A 22,240-nucleotide genomic window follows, 5' to 3' on the forward strand; every position below is an offset into this window, starting at 1 on the left:
AACTTCCTCGCAGCCGTTCTGCTCGCCGCCACCCGTCTATGGGCTAGGTTTGAGTCCACTACCTAGCGCGGTCGAGCCGCCCTTCAGCCGAGATAGCGCACGTCACGGTCCCGACTTGCCAAACCACACCGGGACCGATCTCATCCAAGACCTGGTCAGGCGGCGGATCGCGTCGTCGTGATCCAGCCCGCCTCACCCAGCACCGGCGCCACCTCCCCGATCGTCGTCCTGGCCGCGGGCGCGACAGTGCCATACCCGTCCAGTTCACGGGCCAACACCTCACGGTCACAGGCATCCTCCCACAGCGAAACGGTGATGGCTGCGACACAGTTGCTGATCATGCTCGTCAGCGCCCGCGCCTCCGACATGAAGCGATCGATGCCGACGAGCAGCGCGACGCCGGTTACCGGCAGATCCGGCATGACGGAGAGGGTCGCAACGAGCGCGACGAAGCCGCTGCCGGTGACGCCGGCCGCTCCCTTGGACGTCAGCAGCATCAGGCCGAGCATCGCCGCGATCTGTCCCCATGACAGATGAATGTCGCAAGCCTGTGCAATGAAGATGGAAGCCAGGGTGAGATAGATGGCGCTGCCGTCGAGATTGAATGAGTAGCCCATCGGCAGCACGAGCCCCGACACGCCCTTCCGGCATCCGAGTTGCTCCAGCTTGCGTAGCGCGCCGGGCAGCGCGGGCTCCGACGACGACGTGCCGAGCACGATCAGCAATTCTTCCCTGAAGTAGCGGATGGTCTTCCACAGGCTGAAGCCGTTCAGCCGTGCCAGCGTACCAAGCACGACGACCACGAAGACGGAGCAGGCGATATAGAATGTCAGGATCAGCAGGCCGAGCGAGCCGATCGAACGGACGCCGTATCGGCCCACCGTGAACGCCATGGCGCCGAAGGCTCCGAGCGGCGCGAGCTTCATGATGAAACCGAACGACACAAACAGCACGTGCGAGAACGAGGCGACGGCCTTTGTCACCGCCGCACCGCCATCGCCGGCGCGGCTCAAGCCGAAGGCGATCAGGATCGAGATCAGCAGGACGGGCAACACCTCGCCGTCGGCGAACGCTCCAAAGAACGAATGCGGGATGATGTGCAGCATGAAGTCCGCAAATCCGGTCGCTGCGGCCTGCTTGCCGAATTTCGCGGCCACGGACGGATCCAGCGTATTGACGGACACATGCATGCCGGCGCCGGGCTGGATCAACGACACGGCGGTCAACCCCGCCAGGAGTGCGAGCACGGTGAGCAGATAGAACAGCGCCATGGATTTCACCAGGGTGCGACCGACCTCGCGGGAATCGCTGATGCTGTTGATGCCGCTCACGATGGTGCAGAACACGATCGGAGCGATCATCATCTTGACGAGCTTGACGAAGCCGTCTCCGAAGGGCTTCAGCGCGGCACCGAACTCGGGCCAGAAATGGCCCGTGACGACGCCCAGGATGAGCCCGATCAGCACTTGAACGTAGAGAATCCGGTAGAACGGCTTGCGTGGCTCACCGTTCGCGGACCTGGCCGGCGCGTGCATCTGCATTCTCGTTTCTCCCTTGGGTGTCATTTTCTTGGAGTTCAGGAGCGGTCCGGCTTCAGGCCGCCAGCACCGCCTGAGGAACGTGCGATCGACGGGCAAAGACGTGGCCCTCGAAGATGCGCCGGGCGGTGCGCTGCACGCGGGCGACCGGGCCGGGCTCCAGCCGAACCACGAGCTGGCCGGAGGGATGGGCGAGCGTGATCGGCACCGGCGGCGCCAGCGGTCCGACCATCCTTGCAGCGATCGTCCCAGGCGTGAGGCAGGCCGTCGCGATCGCGACGGCGCCAGTCACCGCCAATGCGCTGTGGCAGTCGTGCGGCATGAAGTATCGGGTGTTCAGCGCCGCCGCGCCCGCAGGCGCAATCAGAACCGGCTTCGGGATCACCATTGTCGCCGCATTTGGAAACCCCATCAGGCGCCCGGCCTCGATACGCAACCCTTCGAGACGCGCCCGGAAGCCGGCGTCGGCGAAATCCGACGGAGCCTCGCGGCCGGTGCATCCCAGGTCGGCCGCGTGGACCAGCATGACCGGCATCGCCGCGTCGATGCAGGTGACGTCGATCCCATCAATGCAATCGACCGCGCGTCCCGTCGGCAGCAGGCGACCGGTCCGCGCGCCGGCCGCGTTGGGGAAGGACAATTCGATCGGTGCGGCCGTTCCCGGCACGCCGTCGATCCGCGCTTCGCCCTCGTAAGTCACCCGTCCTCCCGGCGTGGCGACGGTGGCGTCGATCAGCTTGCCGGTGTTGACATTGTGGATACGGATATCGGTCCGATCGCAGCTCGCAGCGACCAGGCCGGCTTCGATTGCAAACGGCCCCACCGCCGCCAGCATGTTGCCGCAGTTCGGCGAGGTATCGACGATCCCTTCGCGAACACGCACCTGGGCAAACAGGTAATCGACATCGGCGCCGGGCACCGTGGCCGGTCCGACGATCGCGACCTTGTTGATGACGGCATTGCCGCCGCCGATGCCGTCGATGCCAAGATCGTGCCCGCCTCCCATCACCGACAACAGCACCGCGTCGCGTGACCTCGGGTCGGCCGGGAGATCGCGGGCCAGGAAGAACGGTCCGCGCGAGGTCCCTCCGCGCATGACTACACAGGGAATGGCAATCTGATCGTTCATGGGCTCTTCCGTTCGGCGGCGTGTTGGCCTGAACAGAGCATCCGCCTTCCCAACTCTTTTGTGAAATGCAAATATCTGAGGTATTATTTCATTTATCGAAATAAAGGAGCACGCCATGAACGCAGAATTGCTCGACCTCAAGGCGTTCATCACCGTTGCCGAGACCGGCAGCTTCGTCCGGACCGCCAAGGCGCTGAACCTGTCTCAACCCGCGCTCAGCCGACGCATTCAGAAGCTGGAGGAAAGCCTCGGGGCGCCCTTGCTCGAGCGGTCGACGCGCCACGTCAATCTCACCATGACCGGCCGCGACTTCCTGCCGAAGGTGCGCCGCCTCATCGACGAGTTCGAGACCTCGGTGCTCGCCATCCAGGACATCGGTGCGCGAAGCTCGGGCCTAGTCTCCGTGGCTGCAGTGCCGACGGCGGTGTTCTACTTCCTGCCGCGTGCGATCGGACGGTTTGCCGAGGCTTATCCGCGCATTCGCATCCGCATTCTGGACATTGGCGCCAACGAGGGATTGGAAGCGGTCGCGCGCGGAGAGGTCGATTTCGGCATCAACTTCATTGGCGCCTCCCATGCCGAGATCGAATTCGAGAGGCTCGTCGAGGATCCTTTCGTCCTGGCCTGCCGCCACGACCATCCGCTGGCGTCGCGCAAGCAGGTCAGCTGGCCGGAGATCGCGTCGCACCGGGTCATCACCGTCGGTCGCAACAGCGGCAATCGCGCGCTGATCGACAATGCTCTGGCGCGACACGGCCTGCAGCTGAACTGGTCCTATGAGGTCGCTCACCTCTCCGGCTCGCTGGGTCTGGTCGAAGCGGGCCTCGGCATCGCCGTGCTGCCGAAGCTGGCGACGCCCGCCGCCGGCCATCCGATCATTCACACCATTCGTCTGGTCGAACCGGAAGTGTCGCGGACGATCGGCATCGTGCGCAGGCGCGGGGCGACACTATCTCCTCATGCCAGCCAGTTTCTGAAAATGCTCCTCGAGGCCTGGCGCTCTCCTGCTCAGACCGGCGTGCATGGCAAGCCGCGGTCCCGAACGGCTGAGGCAAGCTCGAACACGCCATCGTCGCCTCCGAAGCGGAAACGCTGACGGCTCGCTCGGGCGGGGCGAGACCGCTCCCGCCAAGCCGGAGTTCCTCGGACATCGCGAATTGATTGCCGCAAATTGATGCGGCGATTGGATCGATGCCTGCATGATGCATCTCCTCGGACCCAGCGCCCTACGACCTGGGTCCGACAAGATGCGTTGATTGCGCTACCATCCTGCGCTAGTGTTTTATACGACCGGTTAAAAACACCGGCCGTTTGAGGGAGAAAAACGTGAAATCCAAGGTTATTGGCGCAGTATCACTGGCGGTCGCTGCGGCCGGGCTGTTTGCAGCCGCTGCACCCGCATTTGCGCAGCAGAAGACGATCACGGTCTGGTGGGGCAAGGGCTTCTATCGCTCCGAAGACGACGCACTGATCGAGACGATCAAGAAATTCGAGGCCAAGACCGGCATCAAGGTCGAATTGTCGCAATACGCGATCCAGGACATGATTCCGAAGACGGTAGCCGCGCTCGATGCCGGCACCGTGCCCGATGTCGCCTATTCCGATTCGTATGACGTGCAGGCGCAGGGCAAGTGGGCCTATGAGGGCAAGCTCGAGGATCTCTCCGACGTCATGGAGCCGATCAAGGGCCGCTTCGTGCAGAACACGCTCGATGCGTCGATCCTCTACAACGACGTTGCCAAGAAGAAGGCCTATTACGGCTTCCCGCTGAAGCAGCAGAGCATGCACGTCCAGATCTGGAACGACATGCTGGAGAAGGCCGGCTTCAAGCAGAGCGACATCCCGAACGACTGGACCGGCTACTGGACGTTCTGGTGCGACAAGGTGCAGCCGGGCATCCGCAAGGCGACCGGCCAGCGCATTTACGCCGTCGGCCAGCCGATGGGCGTGGAATCCACCGACGCCTTCCAGTCGTTCTACACCTTCATGGACGCCTACCACGTCAAGCTGGTCGACGATGACGGCAAGCTCACGGTCGACGATCCCACGGTTCGCGAGAACCTGATCAAGGCGATGAAGGACTACACCGACACCTACATCAAGGGTTGCACGCCGCCGTCCTCCACGACCTGGAAGGATCCCGACAACAACGTCGCCTTCCACAACAAGACCATCGTGATGACCCACAACTTCACGATCTCGATCGCGGCGAAGTGGTACGAAGACTCGCAGAACCAGGCTCTCACGCCCGAGCAGCGCGAAGCCGGCAAGAAGGCCTATGAGCAGGACATCATCACGGCGTCCTTCCCGAAGGCGCCGGACGGTTCGACCATCAAGTACCGCTCGGACGTCAAGACCGGGCTGATCTTCACCGCGGCCAAGAACAAGGCCGAGGCCAAGCAGTTCATCAGCTTCCTGCTCCAGGAAGAGAACGTCCGTCCCTATATCGAGGGCGCACTCGGCCGCTGGTTCCCGGTGACGAAGGAAAGCCAGGAAAGCCCGTTCTGGCAGGCTGACAAGCACCGCAAGGCCGTCTACACGCAGTTCAAGGGCGGCACCGCGGCGTTCGACTTCACCAAGAACTGGAAGTTCACGATCCTCAACAACGAGAACGTGTGGGCGAAGGCGATGAACCGCGTCGTCAGCGAGAAGGTTCCGGTCGACAAGGCCGTCGACGAGCTGATCGCGCGCATCAAGCAGGTCGCGGGTTAAGTCACCCTCACCTCTCCCCGCCCGTCGGGGAGAGGTGCTAAGAACAACACCGGCCGCGTTTCGCGGCCGGCTTCTCTTTGAAGAGTTCAAAAAGAATGGCGATCACGCTCTCTGGCGATCAGGCACTCCCCGGCCCGCCCCTGTCGTCGCGGTTCACGCCGGCACAGGTCTGGGGCATCGTGCTGCTCGCACCCTATCTGCTCGTTTTCCTGGCCTTCGTGGTCTATCCCGTCTGCTACGGACTGTGGCTGGCGCGGGCGCCGTCGAATTACGTCGCGCTCTACAACGACCCGATCTTCGCGCGCGCCGCGGTCAACACGCTGATCTTCCTGGTCATCGGCATCAACATCAAGATGCTGATCGCGCTGTTCCTGTCCGGCTTCTTCGCCGTGCAACGCCCCTGGATCAAATGGCTCTCGGTGATCTTCATCCTGCCCTGGGCGGTGCCGTCGATCCCGACCATCCTGTCGGTGCGCTTCATGCTCAATCCCGAATGGGGCATGATCAACCACTACATCTTCTCCTTGACCGGCGATGACGGCCCGAACTGGCTGAACGACCCCACCGTGGCGCTCAGCATGGCGATCGCCGTGCACATCTGGAAGTCGCTGCCGTTCTGGACGCTGATCCTGATCACCGGCCGCCTCGCAATCTCGCACGATCTGTTCGAGGCCGCCGAGGTCGATGGCGCGAGCTGGTGGCAGAAATTCCGCTACATCACCTGGCCGTCGATGCAGACGCTCTACGTCACCTGCACGCTGCTCTCGATGATCTGGACGCTCGGCGATTTCAACAGCGTCTATCTGCTCACCGGCGGCGGCCCGGCCGACCTCACGCACGTGCTGTCGACCCTCGGCATCCGCTATCTCCGGCTCGACCAGCTTTCGCTGGCAATGGCATCCATCGTCTGCGCGATGCCGTTCGTCCTGCCGCTCGTGTACTTCATGATGAAACGGTTGTCGCGATGAAGCTCCCCTCCTTGCGCGAAGTCGCGACCGAAGCGCGGCTGCTGCTGATCGGCATTCCCGTCTTCCTGTGGACGATGATCCCGATCTATCACATGTTCCTGTTCGCGATCTCCCCGAAGGAGGACGCGTTCTCGGGCAAGCTGTGGCCGGACCATCCGACGCTGCACAATTTCGAGATCGTGTTCAAGCAGCAGCACTACTTCCTGCGCGACTTCTACATCCAGTTCTGGAATTCGGTGGTGATCGCGGCATCCGTCGGCGTGCTGACGCTGTTCATCGCGACGGCAGCTGCGTTTTCGATCTCGCGGCTGAAGGTGCCGGGCGGGCGCCTGGTGCTCAACCTCGCGCTGTTCACCTACTTCATCCCCGCAGCGTTCCTCGCCGTGCCGATGTATCGGACCATGGGCAATTACGGCCTGCTCAACAATCACTGGTCGCTGATCCTCGCGATGGTGACGATCGCCTCGCCTTACGCGATCTGGGTGCTCAAACAGGCCTCCGACAAGCTGCCGGTCGAGCTCGATGAGGCCGCGGTCATGGACGGCGCCACGACGCTGCAGATCTTCCGCCTGGTCTATTTGCCGCTGATGATGCCCTCCCTGGTCGCGATCGGCACCTATGCGGTGCTGCTGGCCTGGAACGAATATCTCTACGCGTTCCTGCTGCTCTCGAACGACCGCGAGATCACCCTCCCCGTCGCGCTCGGCAACTTCCTCGCCGCCGACGACTCGCCATGGGAGCTGCTGATGACCACCGGCTTCATCTATGCGCTGCCGCCGGCCGCGGTCTACTACGCCTTCCGCCGCTACATGGTGGGCGGGCTCACGGCAGGCGCGGTGAAGTCCTGACGCGACAGGACGCATCGCGGCGCTGCAAGCAAAGCGCTTGAGCGGCGGCGTGGACAATTGAAGATTGTCCGCGCCTGCTCTAACGTCCGGGACCCAAGGCGGGGCCCGGCATCATGCGCAGCAACGACGCGATCCATCTCGGCCTGATGCTGCTGGCGCTCGCGGCGGCCTATCTGGTGCCGTTCGAGCTGTTGCTGCTGGCCTATGTCGTGCTCGGTCCGGCGCATTACTTCACCGAGATCTCGTGGCTGCATGATCGCAGCTACTATCTGCCCCATCGCGGGATCGCGGCGGCCCTCGCCGTCGTGGCCGTGGTCGCGGCGCTGATCGACAATGCCTCGTGGTTCGGCTTTGCTATGTGGGGCGCGCTGGTCGTCTGCGCGATGCTGGCGGCCACCGTCTCCGCGATCGAGAGCATGCTGCTGTTCATGGTCGCGATCGCCCTGTCGGCGATCATGTATTCGAGCGGATCCTCGCTCGCCGTCATCGGCATCCTGATTCCGACCCTGATCCACGTCTCTGTGTTCACGCTGATCTTCATGATATTGGGCGCGCACAGGTCCGGCAGCCGCGTGCAGGGCGCGCTGGTGGTGGCCTACATCGTCGCAATCGCCACGATCCTGCTGCTGCCGCCAGCTGCCGAAATCCGGATCGCGAGCTTTGCCCGGGTCGGCCAGGATTATTTCGGCAATGTCGGCCCGGCCCTGGGCCGGCTGTTCGGCGTTCCGGGCCTCGTGCTCGACACCAGGCTGACCAGCCTGCTCGCCTTCGTCTACACCTATCACTACCTCAACTGGTTCATCAAAGCCGACGTGATCCGCTGGACCGCAGTCCCAAGGGCCCGGCTGGCGGCGATGGCGGCCGCCAGCGCAGCTGCCACCGCGCTCTATTTCTATGACTATGCGTTCGGCTTCACCTTCCTGTTGGCGCTGAGCCTGATCCATATCCTGCTGGAGTTTCCGCTCAATGCGCTGGCGCTGCGCCAGCTTGGTGCAGCGGTGCGTGGCGCGGTGCAGGCGCGATATGCCAGCCCCGTCGCAGCTTCCGTCGCGCGGTCACGCTCTGCGAGCGCCAAGAGCTCGAAACGTCCGCCCCGGCCGCGCTGATCATCCGCGGGCCCGCTTGCGTCGATAGGCGATCAGCAGCGCAACGGTTGAGCCGATGAAGTAGCCAGCGGTCGCGCCCGAGATGGCGCGCCCGGCAATGATGGCCAGTGCGCGGTCGCCCGCATCGATCGCCGAGATCACGCCGACCGCATATTGCAGCGAGAAAACGACGAGGTTGCGGATCAGGGCGAACGCGCTGCCCGGACGGATGATCTCACCCGTCGCGTGATCGACATCGAAAGGACGTGGCGTCAGCACACCCAGCGGGAGCAGTGCCAGCGCGGCTGCGATCCACGCGATCAGCGGCCACGCACTGTTCTGGGGCCCGAAGCCGATCCGGGACATCCCCCAGACGATGAACACGACCGGCAGAATCAGCGCACGCCAGATCGGCGTCGTGCGCGGCTGCATCGCTTGAATGCCCTGCCAGACGAGGTAAGCGAGCAGCACGAAGACCCAAGGCGGCGTGTGGATCAGGATCTGGTAGGCCATCGCCATGATCTGCCCGCTCACAAGGGCGCCACGCTCTCGCCTTGCGAGCTCGACAGCTTCGAGGCGAGCGAGGCGATGACGATAACGACCGCGATCAGGGCGATCACCAGCGTGCAGATCGCGTTGATCTCGGGCTTCACTCCGAGCCGCACCTCGGAATAGATCCGGATCGGCAGGGTGGCCGAGCCGGGGCCGGTGGTGAAGCTCGCGATCACGAGGTCGTCGAGCGACAGCGTGAAAGCCAGCATCCAGCCGGCGACGATCGCGGGGGCAATCAGCGGCAGCGTCACCGAAAGAAAGGCGCGCACGGGGTCGCAGCCGAGATCCATCGCCGCCTCCTCCAGCGAACGGTCGAGCGAGCCGAGGCGGGATTGCACCACCACCGCGACGAAGCACATCGTCAGCGTCGTATGGGCGATCGTCACGGTCCAGAAGCCCCGTTCGGCGTTCAGCGCGACGAACAGCAGCAGCAGCGACAATCCAGTGATCACCTCCGGCATCACCAGCGGCGCATAGAGCATGCCTGAGAACAGCGTGCGGCCGCGGAAGCGTTCACCGCGCGACAGCGCGACGGCGGCAAGCGTGCCGAGCAGCGTGGCGATGGTCGCCGAGGAGACCGCGACCCGCAGGCTCATCCAGGCCGCCTCGATCATGGCGCGGTCGTTGAAGAACTCGTGATACCAGCGCAGCGACCAGCCGCCCCACACCGTCACAAGGCGCGAGGCGTTGAAAGAATAGATGACCAGGATCAGGATCGGCAGGTAAAGGAACGCCAAGCCCAGCGCGAGCGAGGCGACGTTAAAGCGGGACAGGCGGGCAATCTTGCGCATGGCCTACCTTCCCTGCTCCAGCTGCCGCTTCTGAAGCCGCTCGTACAGCAACAACGGCAGCAGCAGCACGACGAGCAGCACGATGGCTGCGGCGGAGGCGACCGGCCAATCCTTGTTGGTGAAGAATTCGAGCCACAAGGTCTGGCCGATCATCAGCGAATTGGAACCGGCCAGAAGATCTGGAATGACAAACTCGCCGACGATGGGGATGAAGCACAGCAGCACGCCGGCGCCGACGCCGGGCAGCGACAGCGGGAAGGTGACGAGCCAGAACACCTGCCAGGGCGGCGCGCCGAGATCGGAGGCCGCCTCCTCCAGTGCCGGCTCCATCTTGGCGAGCGTGGCGTAGAGCGGCAGGATCATGAACGGCAAATAGGAATAGACGATGCCGATATACATCGCGGTATCGGTGGAGAGCCACACCACGGGTTGGCCGACCAGGTGCAGCGCCAACAGGATCTGGTTGAGCAGGCCGTCGTGCTGGAGAATGTTGATCCAGGCATAGATCCGGATCAGGAACGAGGTCCAGAACGGCACGATCACCAGCACCATCGCCACCGCCTGCCAATTCTTCGGCAGCCGCGCCATGCCATAGGCGATCGGGTAGCCGATCAGGAGCAACAGGGCGGTGGCCGCGCTGGCGACGGTCAGGCTGCGTACATAGGCAAACACGTAGATGTCGTCGGAGCCGATCAGCCTGAAATTGTCGACCGACAGCGCGGCAAAGGCCGCTTTCAACGCGCCCCATCCCGCCGCCAGGTCGAATACCGGCTCGTAGGGCGGCTGCGCGATCGCCGTCTGCGACAGGCTGATCTTCAGCACGAAGGCGAACGGCACCAGGAAAAACAGCACCATCCAGACATAGGGCGCGATCGCGGCAAAGCGCGCCGGCCTCGCGAAGATGCGGCGGGCGCTCATGATTGCAGCACCATGCAATCGTCAGGCGTGAACCAGGCGACGACGTGCTGGTTCAGGCTGTAGGCGTCGACGTCGAGGCGGGCGCTGTTGGCGACGGACGCCTGCAGCGTTCCGCCGGTGTCGAGCTTCACCTTGTAGGTGGTGGTGCCGCCGAGATAGCAGATGTCGGCAATGACGCCGTCGAGCCGGTTGATCGCCGTCTCATGACCGGCCTCGCTCACCGGGCCGCGCCGCGACAGCTTGACCTTCTCGGGACGGATCGCGACCGCCAATTTCCCCGCACCGATCGGCTCACGCGGCTCGGCCACCACCAGCGCACCCGCATCGCGCGTGCCGATGACCAGACGATGACCGTCGCGCAATTTGGACTCGCCGTCGAACAGATTGACGTCGCCGACGAACTCCGCGATCCAACGCGAGCGCGGCGCCTCGTAGAGCTCGCGGGGGCTCGCGACCTGAGCGAGCTTGCCTGATTTCATCACGCCGATTCGATCAGCCATCGTCATCGCCTCCTCCTGGTCGTGGGTGACGACGATGAAGGTCATGCCGAGCCGGCGCTGCAGCTCCATGAGCTCGCCTTGCGTGCTCTCGCGCAGCTTCTTGTCGAGCGCAGCGAGCGGCTCGTCGAGCAGCAGGAGCTGCGGCCGCCGCGCCAGCGCGCGAGCGAGCGCCACGCGCTGGCGCTGGCCGCCGGACAATTGGTCGGGCTTGCGCTTTTCCAGTCCCTCGAGCTTCACCAGCGCGACCATCTCCGAAACGCGCGTGGCGATGTCCACGCGCGCCATGCCGGCGCGCTTCAGGCCGAAGGCGATGTTGTCGCGCACCGACAGATGCGGGAACAGCGCATAGTTCTGGAACATCATGTTGATCGGCCGCTCGTGCGGCAGCGCCTGCGCGATGTCCTTGTCCCCGAGCAAAATGCGTCCCTCGTCCGGCGCCTCGAACCCGGCGAGCATGCGCAGCAGCGTGGTCTTGCCGCAGCCGCTGGGTCCAAGCAGCGCAAAGAACTCGCCGGCCTTGATGTCGAGCGAGACGCCATCGACGGCCCGGAACGTCCCAAAGGTCTTGACCACGCTCTCGATGCGCAGCAGCGGCCGGCCGGCGGCGACAGCGTCTCCATCGGCCGCCTTTGTCGCGACGTGCGTGTTGGGCAATTCGTCCGCCATGGTCCCTGCCATCCCGATTCCGCCGCACGCTAGCGACCGATCGTCCCTAGCTCAACTGGTTCGGGATGAATCGTTCACACCCGCCATGAACGCCGCCAGCGCGTCACGGTCCGCAGCTGGCATGGTCAGGCCGAGTTTGGAGCGGCGCCACAGGATGTCCTCGGGGAATCTCGCCCATTCTTGGGCCATGAGATAGCGCACCTCGGCGCCGGTCAGCTCGGGACCGAAGGCGGGACCGAGCTCATCGCGGGTCTTCGCCTCGCCCAGCACCGCCGGCAGGCGCGAGCCATAGGCCGCGACCAGGCGCTGGGCCTCGGGCTCGCCGAGAAAACGCCAGCGGTCGCGGGCGAGATCGACCTCGGTGTCGAAACGGTCCCAGGCGAAATCGCCGCCGGGCAGCGCCGCCCCGGCCGTCCAGGGTCGCGACATCGGATAGAATGGCGTCAGCTTCGTCACCGCACGTTCCGCGCGCAGGCGCGAAGTGGTGACATCGCCGCCGAACATCGTGAGCAGCGGCGCCTTGCGCCGGCGCGCGTGGAACAGGGTCGTGCCGTCCCTTCGTGCGGACACCGGCGTCAAGTTGACGCCGGAGACCGCGCGCACCACGTCGGTCGGGGCGACGCGCTCGCGGAAATAGCGGCTGGCGGCGTCGCAGAGATAGCTGACGTCGGCGCCTCGCATCGCGACGATCGCGGGATCGCCGGTGAAGTCGTGCGTGACCGTGCCGATCAGCGTGAACTCCCGCTCGAAAGGGGATGCGAAAATCAGGCGCCCATCGCTGTTCTGGAAAACGTAGACGTTATCCGAATCGAACAGGCGCGGCACGATGATCTGACTCATCTGCATCGCCGCCATCGCGGATTGCGGCTGTCGCAGCACGGTGTCCGCGACCATCGAAGTCCAGCCGCCGGTGGCATTGGCCAGCGCGCGGGTGGTGACGGTGCGGCGATGGCCGCGATCGACCACCGCAAGGCGCCAGGTGTCGGTGCGATCGGCGCGCACGCATCGCGCACCGGTCCGGATCGCAGCACCATGTTCGGCCGCATCCAGCGCCGTGAGCACCACCAGGCGGGAATCGTCGACGACGCAGTCCGAATAATCGAACGCCGTACCGAACGGACGCTTCAGCGCGTTGCCGACCGGATGATGCGTGATGTCGAGGGTCGCCGATGGCGGCAGGCCGCCCCGGCCCGTGAGGCCGTCATAGACATACAGGCCGGCACGCAGCAGCCATGGCGGACGTTCGTCCGAATGCGCGGGGATCACGAAGCGCATCGGCCGGACCAGATGCGGTGCGATCCGGAGCCAGATCCGGCGCTCGGCCAGCGCCCGGCGCACCCGCCAGAACCCGCGGCGCTCCAGTATCGACAGATCGCCGTGGATCAGCCGCGGTGTTGCCGAGGAGGCCGCGCCGCCGAGATCGCCCTGCTCCAAAAGGATGACCCGCAGACCTCGCCCGGCCGCATCGCGCGCAAGGCTGACACCGTTCAGGCCGCCGCCGATGATCGCAAGGTCGTAATCCGCCATGAAGCCGTCGAGAAGGAGCGAAGCGCCCCGTCATCATTAGCCGGTCTTGAGCGCAAGCTCCATGACCTCGGCGCGGCCGACGAGGCCGGCATATTTCCCGATCGGCAGCGGCTTGCCGAGCAGATAGCCCTGTACGCCGTCGCAGCCCTCCTTGGCCAGGAAGGCAAGCTGCTCGACCGTCTCGACGCCCTCGGCGATGATCGACATTTCGAGGCCGTGGCCGAGATCGATCACCGCGCGGACGATCGCAGCCGATTGCGGGTTGCGGCCGAGATTGATGATGAAGGCGCGGTCGATCTTGATCTTGTCGAACGGGAACGCCTGCAGATAGCTCAGCGAGGAGTATCCGCTGCCGAAATCGTCCATGGAGATGCGCACGCCGAGCGCCTTCAGGCGGCGCAGCAGCGCAAGGCCGCGATCGAAATCCTCGATCAGCACGCCTTCGGTGATTTCGAGCTCGAGCCGGCCGGGTGCAAGGCCGGTCTCGATCAGGATCGAATGGACGAGGCCGACCACGTCGCCGTGCATGAACTGCGCGGGCGACAGATTGACCGCGACCTGGAGCGGTTTCGGCCAGGACGCCGCCTCGCGGCAGGTCTCGCGCAGGATCCACTCGCCCATCTCGACGATCAGGCCGCTTTCCTCGGCGATCGGGATGAACTCGGCCGGCGAAACCTGGCCGCGCACCGGATGCTGCCAGCGCGCCAAAGCCTCGAAGCCGATGATCTCGCTCTCGGCAACGCTGTGGCCGGCGACGCCTTGCGGCTGGAAGGCGAGCGAGAGCTCGCCGTTCTTGATCGCCATCGACAGATCCTGGTGCAGCACGCGGCGATCGCGGATCTGCTGGTCCATCTCCGGCTGGTAGAGGCTGATCGTGCCGCGGGACTTCTGCTTGGCGCGGAACAGCGCTGCACCGGCATTGGCGAGCAGCGAGGCGCCGTCGGTGCCGTTGTGCGGGAAGATCGCCATGCCGGTGGTGGCGCCGGCGCGGACGGCCCGGCCGTCGATCTGGAATTCCTGTGCGACGGCCTCGCCGAGGTGCTGCGCCAGCGCAAGGCCCGCGTCCGGCTGCTTGCCGTCGATGATGAGGCCGAATTCGTCACCGGACAGACGCGCGACCACGCCGCCGCGGGCGGAATCCTGAAGCCGCTGGGCCACTTCGATCAGCAGCTTGTCGCCGAGCGCATGGCCGAAGACGTCGTTGACCTCCTTGAGGCCGTCGAGGTCGACGCAGAGGACGGCGAACTCCTCACCGGTGCCTTCGCAGGCCTCGATCATCTGGGTCAGCGCCTGAAGGAAGGCGGCGCGGTTCGGCAGATCGGTGAGGCCGTCGTGATAGGCCATGTGCGCCATGCGCGACTCGGTCTGCCGGCGGTCGGTAACGTCCTCGTGGGTCTTGATCAGATATTGCGGCTCGCCGGTCTCCCCGAGCACGGTGGCGCGGCGGGTCAGGAACAGCCGCAAGCCGTCCTTGGTGGAGATCGGATGCTCCTCGGTGATCATCCCGCGTTTCTTGATCGCGGCCTCGTCGCGCGCGATGATCAGCTTGGCTTCCTTGGGATTGAAAATGTCGGACGCGGTCAGGCCGGTGGCTTCCTCGCGGCGGCGGTTGAGGATCGTCTCCGCGCTGCGATTGGCGAGCAGGTAGCGGCCGTCCTTGACCTGTTCGACGATCAGCGCCACCGGGATGTTGTCGACCACCAGCTCGAGGAACTTCTTGGCGCTTTCCAGCTCCTTCGACAGCGAGCGGCGGTCGGTGACGTCCTCGAACACCAGCATCAGGAATTCAGGCTTGTTGCTCTCGTTGCGGACCACGATCCGGATCGAGGCGACCATGCGCCGCTCGCCGCCACGGTCGACCTCGAATTCGTTGCGGAACTGGCCGTCCGGCGAATCGAGCGCCGCCCGGTCGGTCGCCTCGATGCTATCGGCCGAGGCAGATGCAAACAGCTCGCGCGCGTTCTTGCCGACGACATGATCGCGCGAGAACCCCCAGAACCGCTCATAGGCGCTGTTGGCGAAGATATAGCGGCCGTCCTCGATGTTCTTGGCGGCCACGCAGGCCGGGACATTGTCCAGCACCGTTTCCAGGAACTGCTTGGTCGAAGCGAGCTGTCGCGACAGCCGGCGCTGCTCGCTGACGTCGAGATGCGTCGCCACCGAGCCGCCGTTCGGCAGCACGAAATATTTCACCAGGATGGCCCGCCCGTCCGGCAGTTCCGTGATCAGGCCGTTGGTGCTGGCCGCCTTGTCGTAGAACTCGTCGTCGGAAACGCCGAGCACCCCGCGCTTGCGCCTGAGCTCGAGGAGCTCATAACCGTTCATGTTGGCCCAGACGTCCGCGCGCGTCAGGCCGTAGATCTCGAGATAGCGGTCGTTGCAGAAGATGATGCGGCGCTGCGCATCCGTCATCACCACGCCCTGATTGAGATTGTTCATGGCGGAGGAGACGAAGGCGTTGCGCCGCAGCTGCAAACGCCGGGTCCGACGCAGCGAGGAATGGATCCACAACGCGATCGCGGCCAGGAAGGCGCAGACGACGATGCCCCCGATCAGGACTTCCCAGACCACGTTGGGGTCGAGCTGGCCGAGATAGCTCGGCGCGGCGAAGCTGTCCGACAGCGCAAAGGCGCGCGCGGGCGCAACCGTGCCGGCCAGGCACACAACGGCCTGCACAGCAATCGGAAGCGTGCTGCCCTCGTGCCAGTTCTTCTCAGCCATCAGCCACCCGCGATTTCAACGTCGGATTGTCTGGCTTCACGGGTTTGGATCGGGTAAACGCCTGTACGCGCAACAGAAAAATGTGACGTGAAATACGGCAATTGCCCTGACATGATAAATTCTTCCTTAACGGAAACCGGCCCCGCACCGTTCTTTCCGGGACTGATGCCACCAAGGCTTCCAGCGGATACCCTGTACAACCATGGATAAGGTCGATTGCGTCGTCATCGGCGCGGGCGTGGTCGGGCTCGCGGTGGCCCGAAAGCTGGCACAGAGCGGGCGCGAGGTGATCGTGCTCGAGGAGGCCGAGGCGATCGGCACCATCACCTCCTCGCGCAACAGCGAGGTGATCCATGCCGGCATCTACTACCGCGCCGGGAGCTGGATGGCGCGCATGTGCGTCGACGGCAAGCACGCGCTCTACCGCTACTGCCGCGAGCGCGGCATCCCGCACAAGAATTGCGGCAAGCTGATCGTCGCGACCAATCCGAAAGAGACCGAGAAGCTGCAATCGATCAAGGCGCATGCCGAGGCCAATGGCGTGCTCGACATGCAGCTGCTCTCGGGCGAGGCGGCACACGCGCTGGAGCCGGCGCTCGCCTGCGACGCCGCGCTGCTGTCGCCGTCGACGGGCATCATCGACAGCCACGCCTACATGCTCTCGCTGCGCGGCGAAGCCGAGGACGCCGGCGCGGCCTTCGCATTTCACACCCCGCTGATCCGCGCCAAGGCGGCCGGCGGTGTCATCGAGATCGAGGCCGGCGGCGAAGCGCCCATGGCGCTGCAATGCGACCTTCTCGTCAACGCCGCGGGGCTCTCGGCAACGACGGTTGCGCGCAATATCGACGGCATGCCGCTGGACCGAATTCCACCGGCCTACCTCGCCAAGGGAAATTACTTCAGCTGCAACGCCAAGGCGCCGTTCTCGCGCCTGATCTACCCGGTGCCCGAACCCGGCGGCCTCGGGGTGCATCTGACGCTGGACATGGCGGGTCAGGCGCGCTTCGGGCCCGACGTCGAATGGATCGAGACGATCGACTACGAAGTCGATCCGTCACGCGCCGAGCGCTTCTATCCGGCGATCCGCAAATACTGGCCGACGCTGCCTGACGGCGCGTTGATGCCGAGCTATTCGGGGATCCGGCCGAAGATCGTGCCGCCCGCGGTGGCCACGCAGGACTTCCTGATGCAGGGTCCGCGCGATCACGGCGTCGCGGGGCTGGTCAATCTGTTCGGCATCGAATCGCCGGGATTGACGTCATCGCTCGCGATCGCCGATCACGTCGCCGAGCTCGCAGACATCTGACGCGTTTTCGAGCGAAGCGGATACCGGTTCGCGGCAAGACAACGCGTTCAGACGCAAGCTAAATGCCGCGCAAACTTCTTTGCACGGTGCGCAGCTTGCTGCAGGGATGAGCGCAAAGCTCTCATCCCTGCGGGACAAGGTACGATCAACTCTACACTGTTACGGGGGATACTAGTGGAGCGTGTCGCCGTGCCTCAAACGCTCGATCTGGTCCTTGACCATCAACTTCCGGCGCTTCAACTCAACAATTTGCAGGTCGTCTGTTGAAAGGTGCACGAGAGCTTCGTGCAATTCGTTTTCGAGAAGCTTGTGCTTCCGTTCCAATTCAACGAGATGTGCCTGAATTGTCATTCGAAACCTCCTCGGTAGGGTTGAACCTCAGGATTCGATCCGGACAAGGAAGTCTACATCACCGATTCGTTCTGTCGATGGGTATCCGTCGTCGCAGCGTCATTTTTGAAAGTTCATATGTAACGAAGCGTGAGTAAAGGAACCACGCGGGAAAAATCCATGATATCAATGCGCTTGCGCGACACCTCGGCGCCCCGCAGAAATATGTTGCGGGAGATCGGCGAGCGGGGCCTGCAGATCGCTTGCGATCACGCCGCGCAAGGACGATAATTTCCACAGGGCATCCACAGCCTCAAGTCTCACGCCTATCGGTTTTCGGCCACCGCAGACATGACCAATGAAGACGAGCGTGAGCTCGAAGCCGAGCTCACCCGGTTGCAGCAGGAACACCGAGATCTCGATGCGGCGATCGATGCATTGCATCAATCGCCCGCCCCCGACCTGTTGCGGCTGCAGCGGTTGAAGAAGCGCAAGCTGTTGTTGCGCGACCGCATTGCGTTCATCGAAGACCAGATCACGCCCGACATCATCGCCTGATCCACAGACCGCTCTCGGCGAGACCGTGCTTGATCGAATCCGCTTGACTCAAAAAGAACAAAATAGGAACATTCGATCACCCCAGGAACCGCCCGAGGACACGCAGATGTCGACGCCCGCCCTTCTCGACAACAGTCACTATGAACAGGCCTGCGACCAGGCCATCGCGATGTGCGACGGCAATCTGCGCAGCACCATCAAGGCGCTGATCATGGCCAACGAATATCTGGAAGCCGAACTCGAGGAATTGCAGGCGGCGATTTCCGCCGGCTGCATTCCGGACATCTCGCGCAGCAAGATGCGGAGCAAGAGCAGCGCAGCCTGATTTTCATTCCCGGAGCAACGCCATGTCGGATGTGACCTACTACGTTGCAATGCCCTTCTTGATCGATGCCGACGGCTCGCCTGTCGCCGGTGCCGCGGAAGAATGCCAGAGTTCCACGGCCGCGTTACGGCGCGCCGAAATCCTGGCGCATGGTGCCGGCCACATCGGCGCGGTCGCGTTCAGCCGCAGTGGCGATCCCATGACCGGCGAGTTCGGCGACGCCACCCTGCTGCGCAAGTTCGGTAACGTGCCGGACGATCTGGCTACGCTGTAGGAATTATTGTTTGAGCATGATTTCCGCACAAACGCGTTCCGCGTTTGTCGCGCTTGAAGTCCGTTGCACACCTCGCACCAGCGCGGCGCTTCAGATCCTGCTCAATTGCTGACCAGCCTGATGCGCGGCTCGTGCCGCCGGTGTGCCTTGCGCACATACATGGCGGCATCCGCCTCCTCCAGCACGCGGCCTGCGTCGGATTGCGCTCCCAGCAGCGCGACACCGGCAGAGGCGCCCGCAGTCACACGCTGGCCGCGAAAGGTGAAAGACAATTCGTCGATCACCTGCTCGAAGATGGCCGCCTTCGCCTTGGCGTCGGTCTCGCTGAGATTCCACAGCAGCAGCGCGAACTCGTCGCCGCCAAGACGCCCGACGACGTCGGAGGCACGGACCTGCCGCGTCAGCGTGGCCGCAATCGCCTTGAGCACCTCGTCGCCGGCGCCATGACCGAATGAATCATTGATCGGCTTCAGCCGATCGACGTCGAGCACGATCAGCGCTCCGCTGGCGCGGTAGCGCTTCATGTAGGCGATGGCGCGCGCGAGCTCACGCTCGAAGCCGCGCCGGTTGGGAATCTCCAGCAGGAAATCGGTGTCGGCCGCAGCTTCCAGTTCCGCGACCCGGCGCTGCACCTCCTTGAGCTTGGCCCGCAAGTCACGGATCGTCGCCCTGCCGGCTTCCCTGGCGCCATCAGCGCCCGATGCAGCCCGCCGCGACGCCTTCGCCGGACGCCCGGAGACGGCTTTGGATGGGCCGGCACTGGTCTTCCGGCCCTTTTTGGCCTTCGCAGCGCTCGCCCTTTTTGGTTTCTTCATGGGCATCCTGCTCAATGAAGGCTTGCGGGGATTCACCAAGACAGGATAGTGGATTCCCTTCTCCTTGCCACCGCCTTGCGAGCCGCCGGCCGGAACCGTTAATCTGGCCTATCTTTCTGTTTTTCGGGCACAATTAACGTCATGACCGCGCCGATCGCCATCATCATGGGAAGCCAGTCGGACTGGGACACGATGCGGCATGCCGCCGACACCCTCGCCGCGCTCGGCGTTGCCGCCGACACCCGCATCGTTTCGGCTCATCGCACCCCCGACCGCTTGTTTGCTTTCGCCAAGGGCGCCAAGGCCGCGGGCTACAAGGTCATCATCGCCGGCGCTGGAGGCGCTGCACATCTGCCCGGCATGGCCGCGGCGCTGACCGAACTCCCGGTGTTCGGCGTTCCCGTCGAATCCAAGACGCTCAAGGGCCTCGATTCGCTCTATTCGATCGTCCAGATGCCCGCCGGCATCCCGGTCGGCACCCTCGCCATCGGCAAGGCCGGCGCGACCAACGCCGCTCTGCTGGCGGCGTCCGTCCTGGCATTGTCCGATCCGGCCTTGTCCGATCGCCTCGCCGCCTGGCGCAAAGCGCAGACCGAGGCCGTTGCCGAGCGTCCGGAGGACAAGGCGTGAGTGATGCAAAGCAGGTGAAGCTGAAGCCCGGCGACACCATCGGAATCCTCGGCGGCGGACAATTGGGGCGGATGCTGGCGATGGCGGCGGCGCGGCTCGGCCTGCGCTGCCAGATCTTCTCGCCCGATCCGGACTCGCCGGCCTTCGACGTCGTCTTGAACGCGACCTGCGCCGAATATGCCGACGTCGAAGCGCTCGAACTGTTCGCGGGCGACGTCGACGTCATCACCTACGAATTCGAGAACGTCCCATCGGCCGCCGCGATGGTGCTGGACGCCCGACGCCCGGTGCTGCCCAATCGCAAGATCCTCGAGACCACCCAAGACCGCCTCGCCGAGAAGGATTTCGTCACGCGCCTCGGCATCGGCACCGCCGCCTATGCCGACGTCACCTCGGTGGCTTCGCTGCGCGAGGCGATCGTCAGGATCGGGCTGCCGGCCGTGCTGAAGACCCGGCGCTTCGGCTATGACGGCAAGGGCCAGGCCATCATCCGCGAGGGCGACGACATCGCCAAGGTGTGGACCAGCCTCGCCACCAAATCGGCGATCCTGGAAGCCTTCATCCCCTACGAGCGCGAGATCTCCGTGATTGCCGCGCGCTCGGCCACGGGCCAGGTCGAGTGTTTCGACGTCACCGAGAACGAGCACCGCGACCACATTCTGAAGACATCCCGCGCGCCCGCCCCGATCCCGGATGCGCTCGCCGAGGAGGCGCGCAGCATCGCCGGCAAGATCGCAAGCGCACTCGACTATGTCGGCGTGCTCGCCGTCGAGATGTTCGTGCTCGCAAACGGCACCGGTCCGAAGGTGCTGGTCAACGAGATCGCCCCGCGCGTGCACAATTCCGGGCACTGGACGCTCGACGGCGCGTCCGTCTCGCAATTCGAGCAGCACATCCGCGCCATCGCCGGCTGGCCGCTCGCCAAGCCCGTCCGCCACGGCGAAGTCGTCACCATGACCAATTTGATCGGCGACGAGATCAACGATTACGAGAAGTGGCTGAGCGTGCCGGGCGCGACCGTGCACATCTACGGCAAGGGCGCGCCGCGCCCGGGCCGCAAGATGGGCCACGTCACCGAAGTCAGGCCGCCCAAAGGCAAGTGAACCAAGGGCAAGTGAACCTGCGGCAAATGAGGGACCGCGGCAGAAGCCGCGATCCCTCACTTTGGATTACGCCGTCTTCACGCCCGCGACGACGCCGGCAGGCTCTTCGCTGAGCCAGCGATAGATCACCCCGCCCAGCGCGCCGCCGATCAGCGGTGCGACCCAGAACAGCCAGAGCTGCGCCGTCGCCCAGCCGCCGACGAACAGCGCGGGGCCCGTGCTGCGCGCCGGGTTCACCGACGTGTTGGTGACGGGGATGCTGACGAGATGGATCATCACCAGCGCAAGTCCGATCGCGAGCGGCGCGAAGCCCGCGGGCGCGCGGCCATGCGTGGAGCCCATGATGATGAACAGGAACATCATGGTCATCACCACTTCGGTCAGGAAGCACACGATCATGCTGTACTGGCCGGGCGAATGCGCATCGTAGCCGTTGGATGCGAAGCCCTTGCTGACGTCGAATCCGGGAGCCCCGCTCGCGATGACGTAGAGGAGCCACGCAGCCACGATCGCACCGGCCACCTGGGCGATCACATAGGGCAGGATCTGCCCGGCGGGAAAACGGCCGCCGGCGGCAAGACCGACGGTCACCGCCGGGTTGAGATGGCAACCCGAGATATGGCCGATCGCGTAGGCCATGGTGACCACGCTGAGCCCGAACGCGAGGGAAACACCGACCAGGCCGATCCCGACCTGAGGAAAGCCCGCGGCGATCACCGCGCTGCCGCAGCCTGCGAATGTGAGCCAAAAGGTGCCGATGGCTTCAGCGGCGTATTTCTTGATATCCATGTGAGGTCCCCTACTTTCCAAGTTTCCGGAACAAGGCTCCGGAAACGGCCCCACCTTTGGCGTCAAATCTCCCAAATCAGGGCCGTACGGAAGTATTTTGCCCCATTTAATGGCTGAACTTGGCCCGAATCTCCGCTTGGCCGGTGGACATCCCT

General features: G+C 64.5%; 22 protein-coding genes. 11 read left to right on the plus strand and 11 right to left on the minus strand.

Translation table 11 applies throughout. The features are described from left to right. Positions 1–155: 155 nt before the first annotated feature. Both dctA and CO669_RS10770 read right to left on the minus strand, forming a co-directional pair. Entirely contained in the window at positions 156–1,541 is a 1,386-nt protein-coding gene (dctA, locus tag CO669_RS10765) for a C4-dicarboxylate transporter DctA (RefSeq protein ID WP_097659793.1), read from the minus strand. Positions 1,542–1,593: 52 nt separating this feature from the next. Further along, the gene (locus CO669_RS10770; RefSeq protein ID WP_097659794.1) at positions 1,594–2,667 is read right to left on the minus strand and encodes a 4-oxalomesaconate tautomerase; all 1,074 of its coding nucleotides are present in this window, start codon (positions 2,665–2,667) and stop codon (positions 1,594–1,596) included. A 115-nt stretch (positions 2,668–2,782) separates the two neighbouring features. Between CO669_RS10770 and CO669_RS10775 the strand changes: the two genes are divergently transcribed. The 5 genes from CO669_RS10775 to CO669_RS10795 all read left to right on the plus strand — a co-directional run bounded on the left by CO669_RS10775 (position 2,783) and on the right by CO669_RS10795 (position 8,301). Next, a complete protein-coding gene (locus CO669_RS10775; RefSeq protein WP_097659795.1) occupies positions 2,783–3,763 on the plus strand; it encodes a LysR family transcriptional regulator in 981 nt (326 codons plus the stop codon). Positions 3,764–3,993: 230 nt separating this feature from the next. After that, the gene (locus tag CO669_RS10780; protein ID WP_097660079.1) at positions 3,994–5,379 is read left to right on the plus strand and encodes an ABC transporter substrate-binding protein; all 1,386 of its coding nucleotides are present in this window, start codon (positions 3,994–3,996) and stop codon (positions 5,377–5,379) included. Positions 5,380–5,474: 95 nt separating this feature from the next. Next, the gene (locus CO669_RS10785) at positions 5,475–6,347 is read left to right on the plus strand and encodes a carbohydrate ABC transporter permease (protein WP_097659796.1); all 873 of its coding nucleotides are present in this window, start codon (positions 5,475–5,477) and stop codon (positions 6,345–6,347) included. Continuing rightward, entirely contained in the window at positions 6,344–7,195 is an 852-nt protein-coding gene (locus CO669_RS10790; protein WP_097659797.1) for a carbohydrate ABC transporter permease, read from the plus strand. Before CO669_RS10785 ends, CO669_RS10790 begins: the two co-directional genes overlap by 4 nt. A gap of 113 nt (positions 7,196–7,308) precedes the next feature. After that, positions 7,309–8,301, plus strand: a complete 993-nt coding sequence (locus CO669_RS10795) for a hypothetical protein (RefSeq protein WP_097659798.1) — start codon at positions 7,309–7,311, stop codon at positions 8,299–8,301. Here CO669_RS10795 and CO669_RS10800 read toward each other — a convergent pair whose 3' ends face one another. From CO669_RS10800 to CO669_RS10825, 6 genes are read right to left on the minus strand one after another with little or no spacing between them, the layout of a single operon-like run. Then, a complete protein-coding gene (locus tag CO669_RS10800) occupies positions 8,302–8,799 on the minus strand; it encodes a DUF6622 family protein (RefSeq protein ID WP_097660080.1) in 498 nt (165 codons plus the stop codon). An 11-nt stretch (positions 8,800–8,810) separates the two neighbouring features. Further along, positions 8,811–9,623, minus strand: a complete 813-nt coding sequence (locus tag CO669_RS10805) for an ABC transporter permease (RefSeq protein WP_097659799.1) — start codon at positions 9,621–9,623, stop codon at positions 8,811–8,813. Between the two features lie 3 nt (positions 9,624–9,626). After that, entirely contained in the window at positions 9,627–10,541 is a 915-nt protein-coding gene (locus CO669_RS10810; protein ID WP_097659800.1) for an ABC transporter permease, read from the minus strand. Beyond that, positions 10,538–11,719 carry an ABC transporter ATP-binding protein gene (locus CO669_RS10815; RefSeq protein WP_502694465.1) on the minus strand — a complete coding sequence of 394 codons (1,182 nt, stop codon included), beginning with the start codon at positions 11,717–11,719 and terminating at the stop codon, positions 10,538–10,540. The genes CO669_RS10810 and CO669_RS10815 overlap by 4 nt, the downstream gene beginning before the upstream one ends. 39 nt (positions 11,720–11,758) lie before the next feature. Then, complete coding sequence (locus CO669_RS10820) at positions 11,759–13,234, minus strand: glycerol-3-phosphate dehydrogenase (protein WP_097659802.1); 1,476 nt, start codon at positions 13,232–13,234, stop codon at positions 11,759–11,761. Between the two features lie 36 nt (positions 13,235–13,270). Beyond that, positions 13,271–15,955: a sensor domain-containing protein gene (locus tag CO669_RS10825; RefSeq protein ID WP_097659803.1), complete on the minus strand. Its 2,685-nt coding sequence runs from the start codon at positions 15,953–15,955 to the stop codon at positions 13,271–13,273. Between the two features lie 202 nt (positions 15,956–16,157). Between CO669_RS10825 and CO669_RS10830 the strand changes: the two genes are divergently transcribed. Continuing rightward, positions 16,158–17,261, plus strand: coding sequence for an NAD(P)/FAD-dependent oxidoreductase (locus tag CO669_RS10830; protein ID WP_097659804.1), 1,104 nt, complete (start codon positions 16,158–16,160; stop codon positions 17,259–17,261). A gap of 171 nt (positions 17,262–17,432) precedes the next feature. On the opposite strand, the gene CO669_RS10835 is transcribed toward CO669_RS10830, so the two are convergent. After that, entirely contained in the window at positions 17,433–17,612 is a 180-nt protein-coding gene (locus CO669_RS10835) for a YdcH family protein (RefSeq protein ID WP_026201910.1), read from the minus strand. Between the two features lie 330 nt (positions 17,613–17,942). Here CO669_RS10835 and CO669_RS10845 point away from each other — a divergent pair, with 330 nt between their 5' ends. From CO669_RS10845 to CO669_RS10855, 3 genes are all read left to right on the plus strand, one after another. Continuing rightward, the gene (locus tag CO669_RS10845; RefSeq protein ID WP_008546179.1) at positions 17,943–18,149 is read left to right on the plus strand and encodes a YdcH family protein; all 207 of its coding nucleotides are present in this window, start codon (positions 17,943–17,945) and stop codon (positions 18,147–18,149) included. A 106-nt stretch (positions 18,150–18,255) separates the two neighbouring features. Continuing rightward, positions 18,256–18,474 (plus strand): hypothetical protein, encoded by a 219-nt coding sequence (locus CO669_RS10850; protein WP_097659805.1) that lies wholly within the window; start codon positions 18,256–18,258, stop codon positions 18,472–18,474. Between the two features lie 22 nt (positions 18,475–18,496). After that, entirely contained in the window at positions 18,497–18,748 is a 252-nt protein-coding gene (locus tag CO669_RS10855; RefSeq protein ID WP_097659806.1) for a hypothetical protein, read from the plus strand. 101 nt (positions 18,749–18,849) lie between these two features. Here CO669_RS10855 and CO669_RS10860 read toward each other — a convergent pair whose 3' ends face one another. Next, positions 18,850–19,563, minus strand: a complete 714-nt coding sequence (locus CO669_RS10860) for a GGDEF domain-containing protein (protein WP_198963950.1) — start codon at positions 19,561–19,563, stop codon at positions 18,850–18,852. Between the two features lie 141 nt (positions 19,564–19,704). On the opposite strand from CO669_RS10860, the gene purE reads away from it, so the two are divergent. Further along, positions 19,705–20,193, plus strand: coding sequence for a 5-(carboxyamino)imidazole ribonucleotide mutase (gene purE, locus CO669_RS10865; protein ID WP_097659808.1), 489 nt, complete (start codon positions 19,705–19,707; stop codon positions 20,191–20,193). Then, a complete protein-coding gene (locus CO669_RS10870; RefSeq protein ID WP_097659809.1) occupies positions 20,190–21,296 on the plus strand; it encodes a 5-(carboxyamino)imidazole ribonucleotide synthase in 1,107 nt (368 codons plus the stop codon). The genes purE and CO669_RS10870 overlap by 4 nt, the downstream gene beginning before the upstream one ends. A gap of 66 nt (positions 21,297–21,362) precedes the next feature. Here the strand turns inward: CO669_RS10870 and aqpZ are convergent, their stop codons facing one another. After that, entirely contained in the window at positions 21,363–22,085 is a 723-nt protein-coding gene (aqpZ, locus tag CO669_RS10875) for an aquaporin Z (RefSeq protein ID WP_097659810.1), read from the minus strand. Positions 22,086–22,240 lie beyond the last annotated feature (155 nt).

The sequence above is a fragment of the Bradyrhizobium sp. Y36 genome (assembly GCF_002531575.1).
In the GTDB taxonomy this organism is placed as follows: domain Bacteria; phylum Pseudomonadota; class Alphaproteobacteria; order Rhizobiales; family Xanthobacteraceae; genus Bradyrhizobium.

Bases quoted from the DNA above. Each gene is read 5' to 3' on its own strand.
- dctA (WP_097659793.1), bottom strand. From the start codon at position 1,541: ATGCAGATGCACGCGCCGGCCAGGTCCGCGAACGGTGAGCCACGCAAG.
- CO669_RS10770 (WP_097659794.1), bottom strand. From the start codon at position 2,667: ATGAACGATCAGATTGCCATTCCCTGTGTAGTCATGCGCGGAGGGACC.
- CO669_RS10775 (WP_097659795.1), top strand. From the start codon at position 2,783: ATGAACGCAGAATTGCTCGACCTCAAGGCGTTCATCACCGTTGCCGAG.
- CO669_RS10785 (WP_097659796.1), top strand. From the start codon at position 5,475: ATGGCGATCACGCTCTCTGGCGATCAGGCACTCCCCGGCCCGCCCCTG.
- CO669_RS10790 (WP_097659797.1), top strand. From the start codon at position 6,344: ATGAAGCTCCCCTCCTTGCGCGAAGTCGCGACCGAAGCGCGGCTGCTG.
- CO669_RS10795 (WP_097659798.1), top strand. From the start codon at position 7,309: ATGCGCAGCAACGACGCGATCCATCTCGGCCTGATGCTGCTGGCGCTC.
- CO669_RS10800 (WP_097660080.1), bottom strand. From the start codon at position 8,799: ATGGCGATGGCCTACCAGATCCTGATCCACACGCCGCCTTGGGTCTTC.
- CO669_RS10805 (WP_097659799.1), bottom strand. From the start codon at position 9,623: ATGCGCAAGATTGCCCGCCTGTCCCGCTTTAACGTCGCCTCGCTCGCG.
- CO669_RS10810 (WP_097659800.1), bottom strand. From the start codon at position 10,541: ATGAGCGCCCGCCGCATCTTCGCGAGGCCGGCGCGCTTTGCCGCGATC.
- CO669_RS10815 (WP_502694465.1), bottom strand. From the start codon at position 11,719: ATGGCAGGGACCATGGCGGACGAATTGCCCAACACGCACGTCGCGACA.
- CO669_RS10820 (WP_097659802.1), bottom strand. From the start codon at position 13,234: ATGGCGGATTACGACCTTGCGATCATCGGCGGCGGCCTGAACGGTGTC.
- CO669_RS10825 (WP_097659803.1), bottom strand. From the start codon at position 15,955: ATGGCTGAGAAGAACTGGCACGAGGGCAGCACGCTTCCGATTGCTGTG.
- CO669_RS10830 (WP_097659804.1), top strand. From the start codon at position 16,158: ATGGATAAGGTCGATTGCGTCGTCATCGGCGCGGGCGTGGTCGGGCTC.
- CO669_RS10835 (WP_026201910.1), bottom strand. From the start codon at position 17,612: ATGACAATTCAGGCACATCTCGTTGAATTGGAACGGAAGCACAAGCTT.
- CO669_RS10845 (WP_008546179.1), top strand. From the start codon at position 17,943: ATGACCAATGAAGACGAGCGTGAGCTCGAAGCCGAGCTCACCCGGTTG.
- CO669_RS10850 (WP_097659805.1), top strand. From the start codon at position 18,256: ATGTCGACGCCCGCCCTTCTCGACAACAGTCACTATGAACAGGCCTGC.
- CO669_RS10855 (WP_097659806.1), top strand. From the start codon at position 18,497: ATGTCGGATGTGACCTACTACGTTGCAATGCCCTTCTTGATCGATGCC.
- CO669_RS10860 (WP_198963950.1), bottom strand. From the start codon at position 19,563: ATGAAGAAACCAAAAAGGGCGAGCGCTGCGAAGGCCAAAAAGGGCCGG.
- purE (WP_097659808.1), top strand. From the start codon at position 19,705: ATGACCGCGCCGATCGCCATCATCATGGGAAGCCAGTCGGACTGGGAC.
- aqpZ (WP_097659810.1), bottom strand. From the start codon at position 22,085: ATGGATATCAAGAAATACGCCGCTGAAGCCATCGGCACCTTTTGGCTC.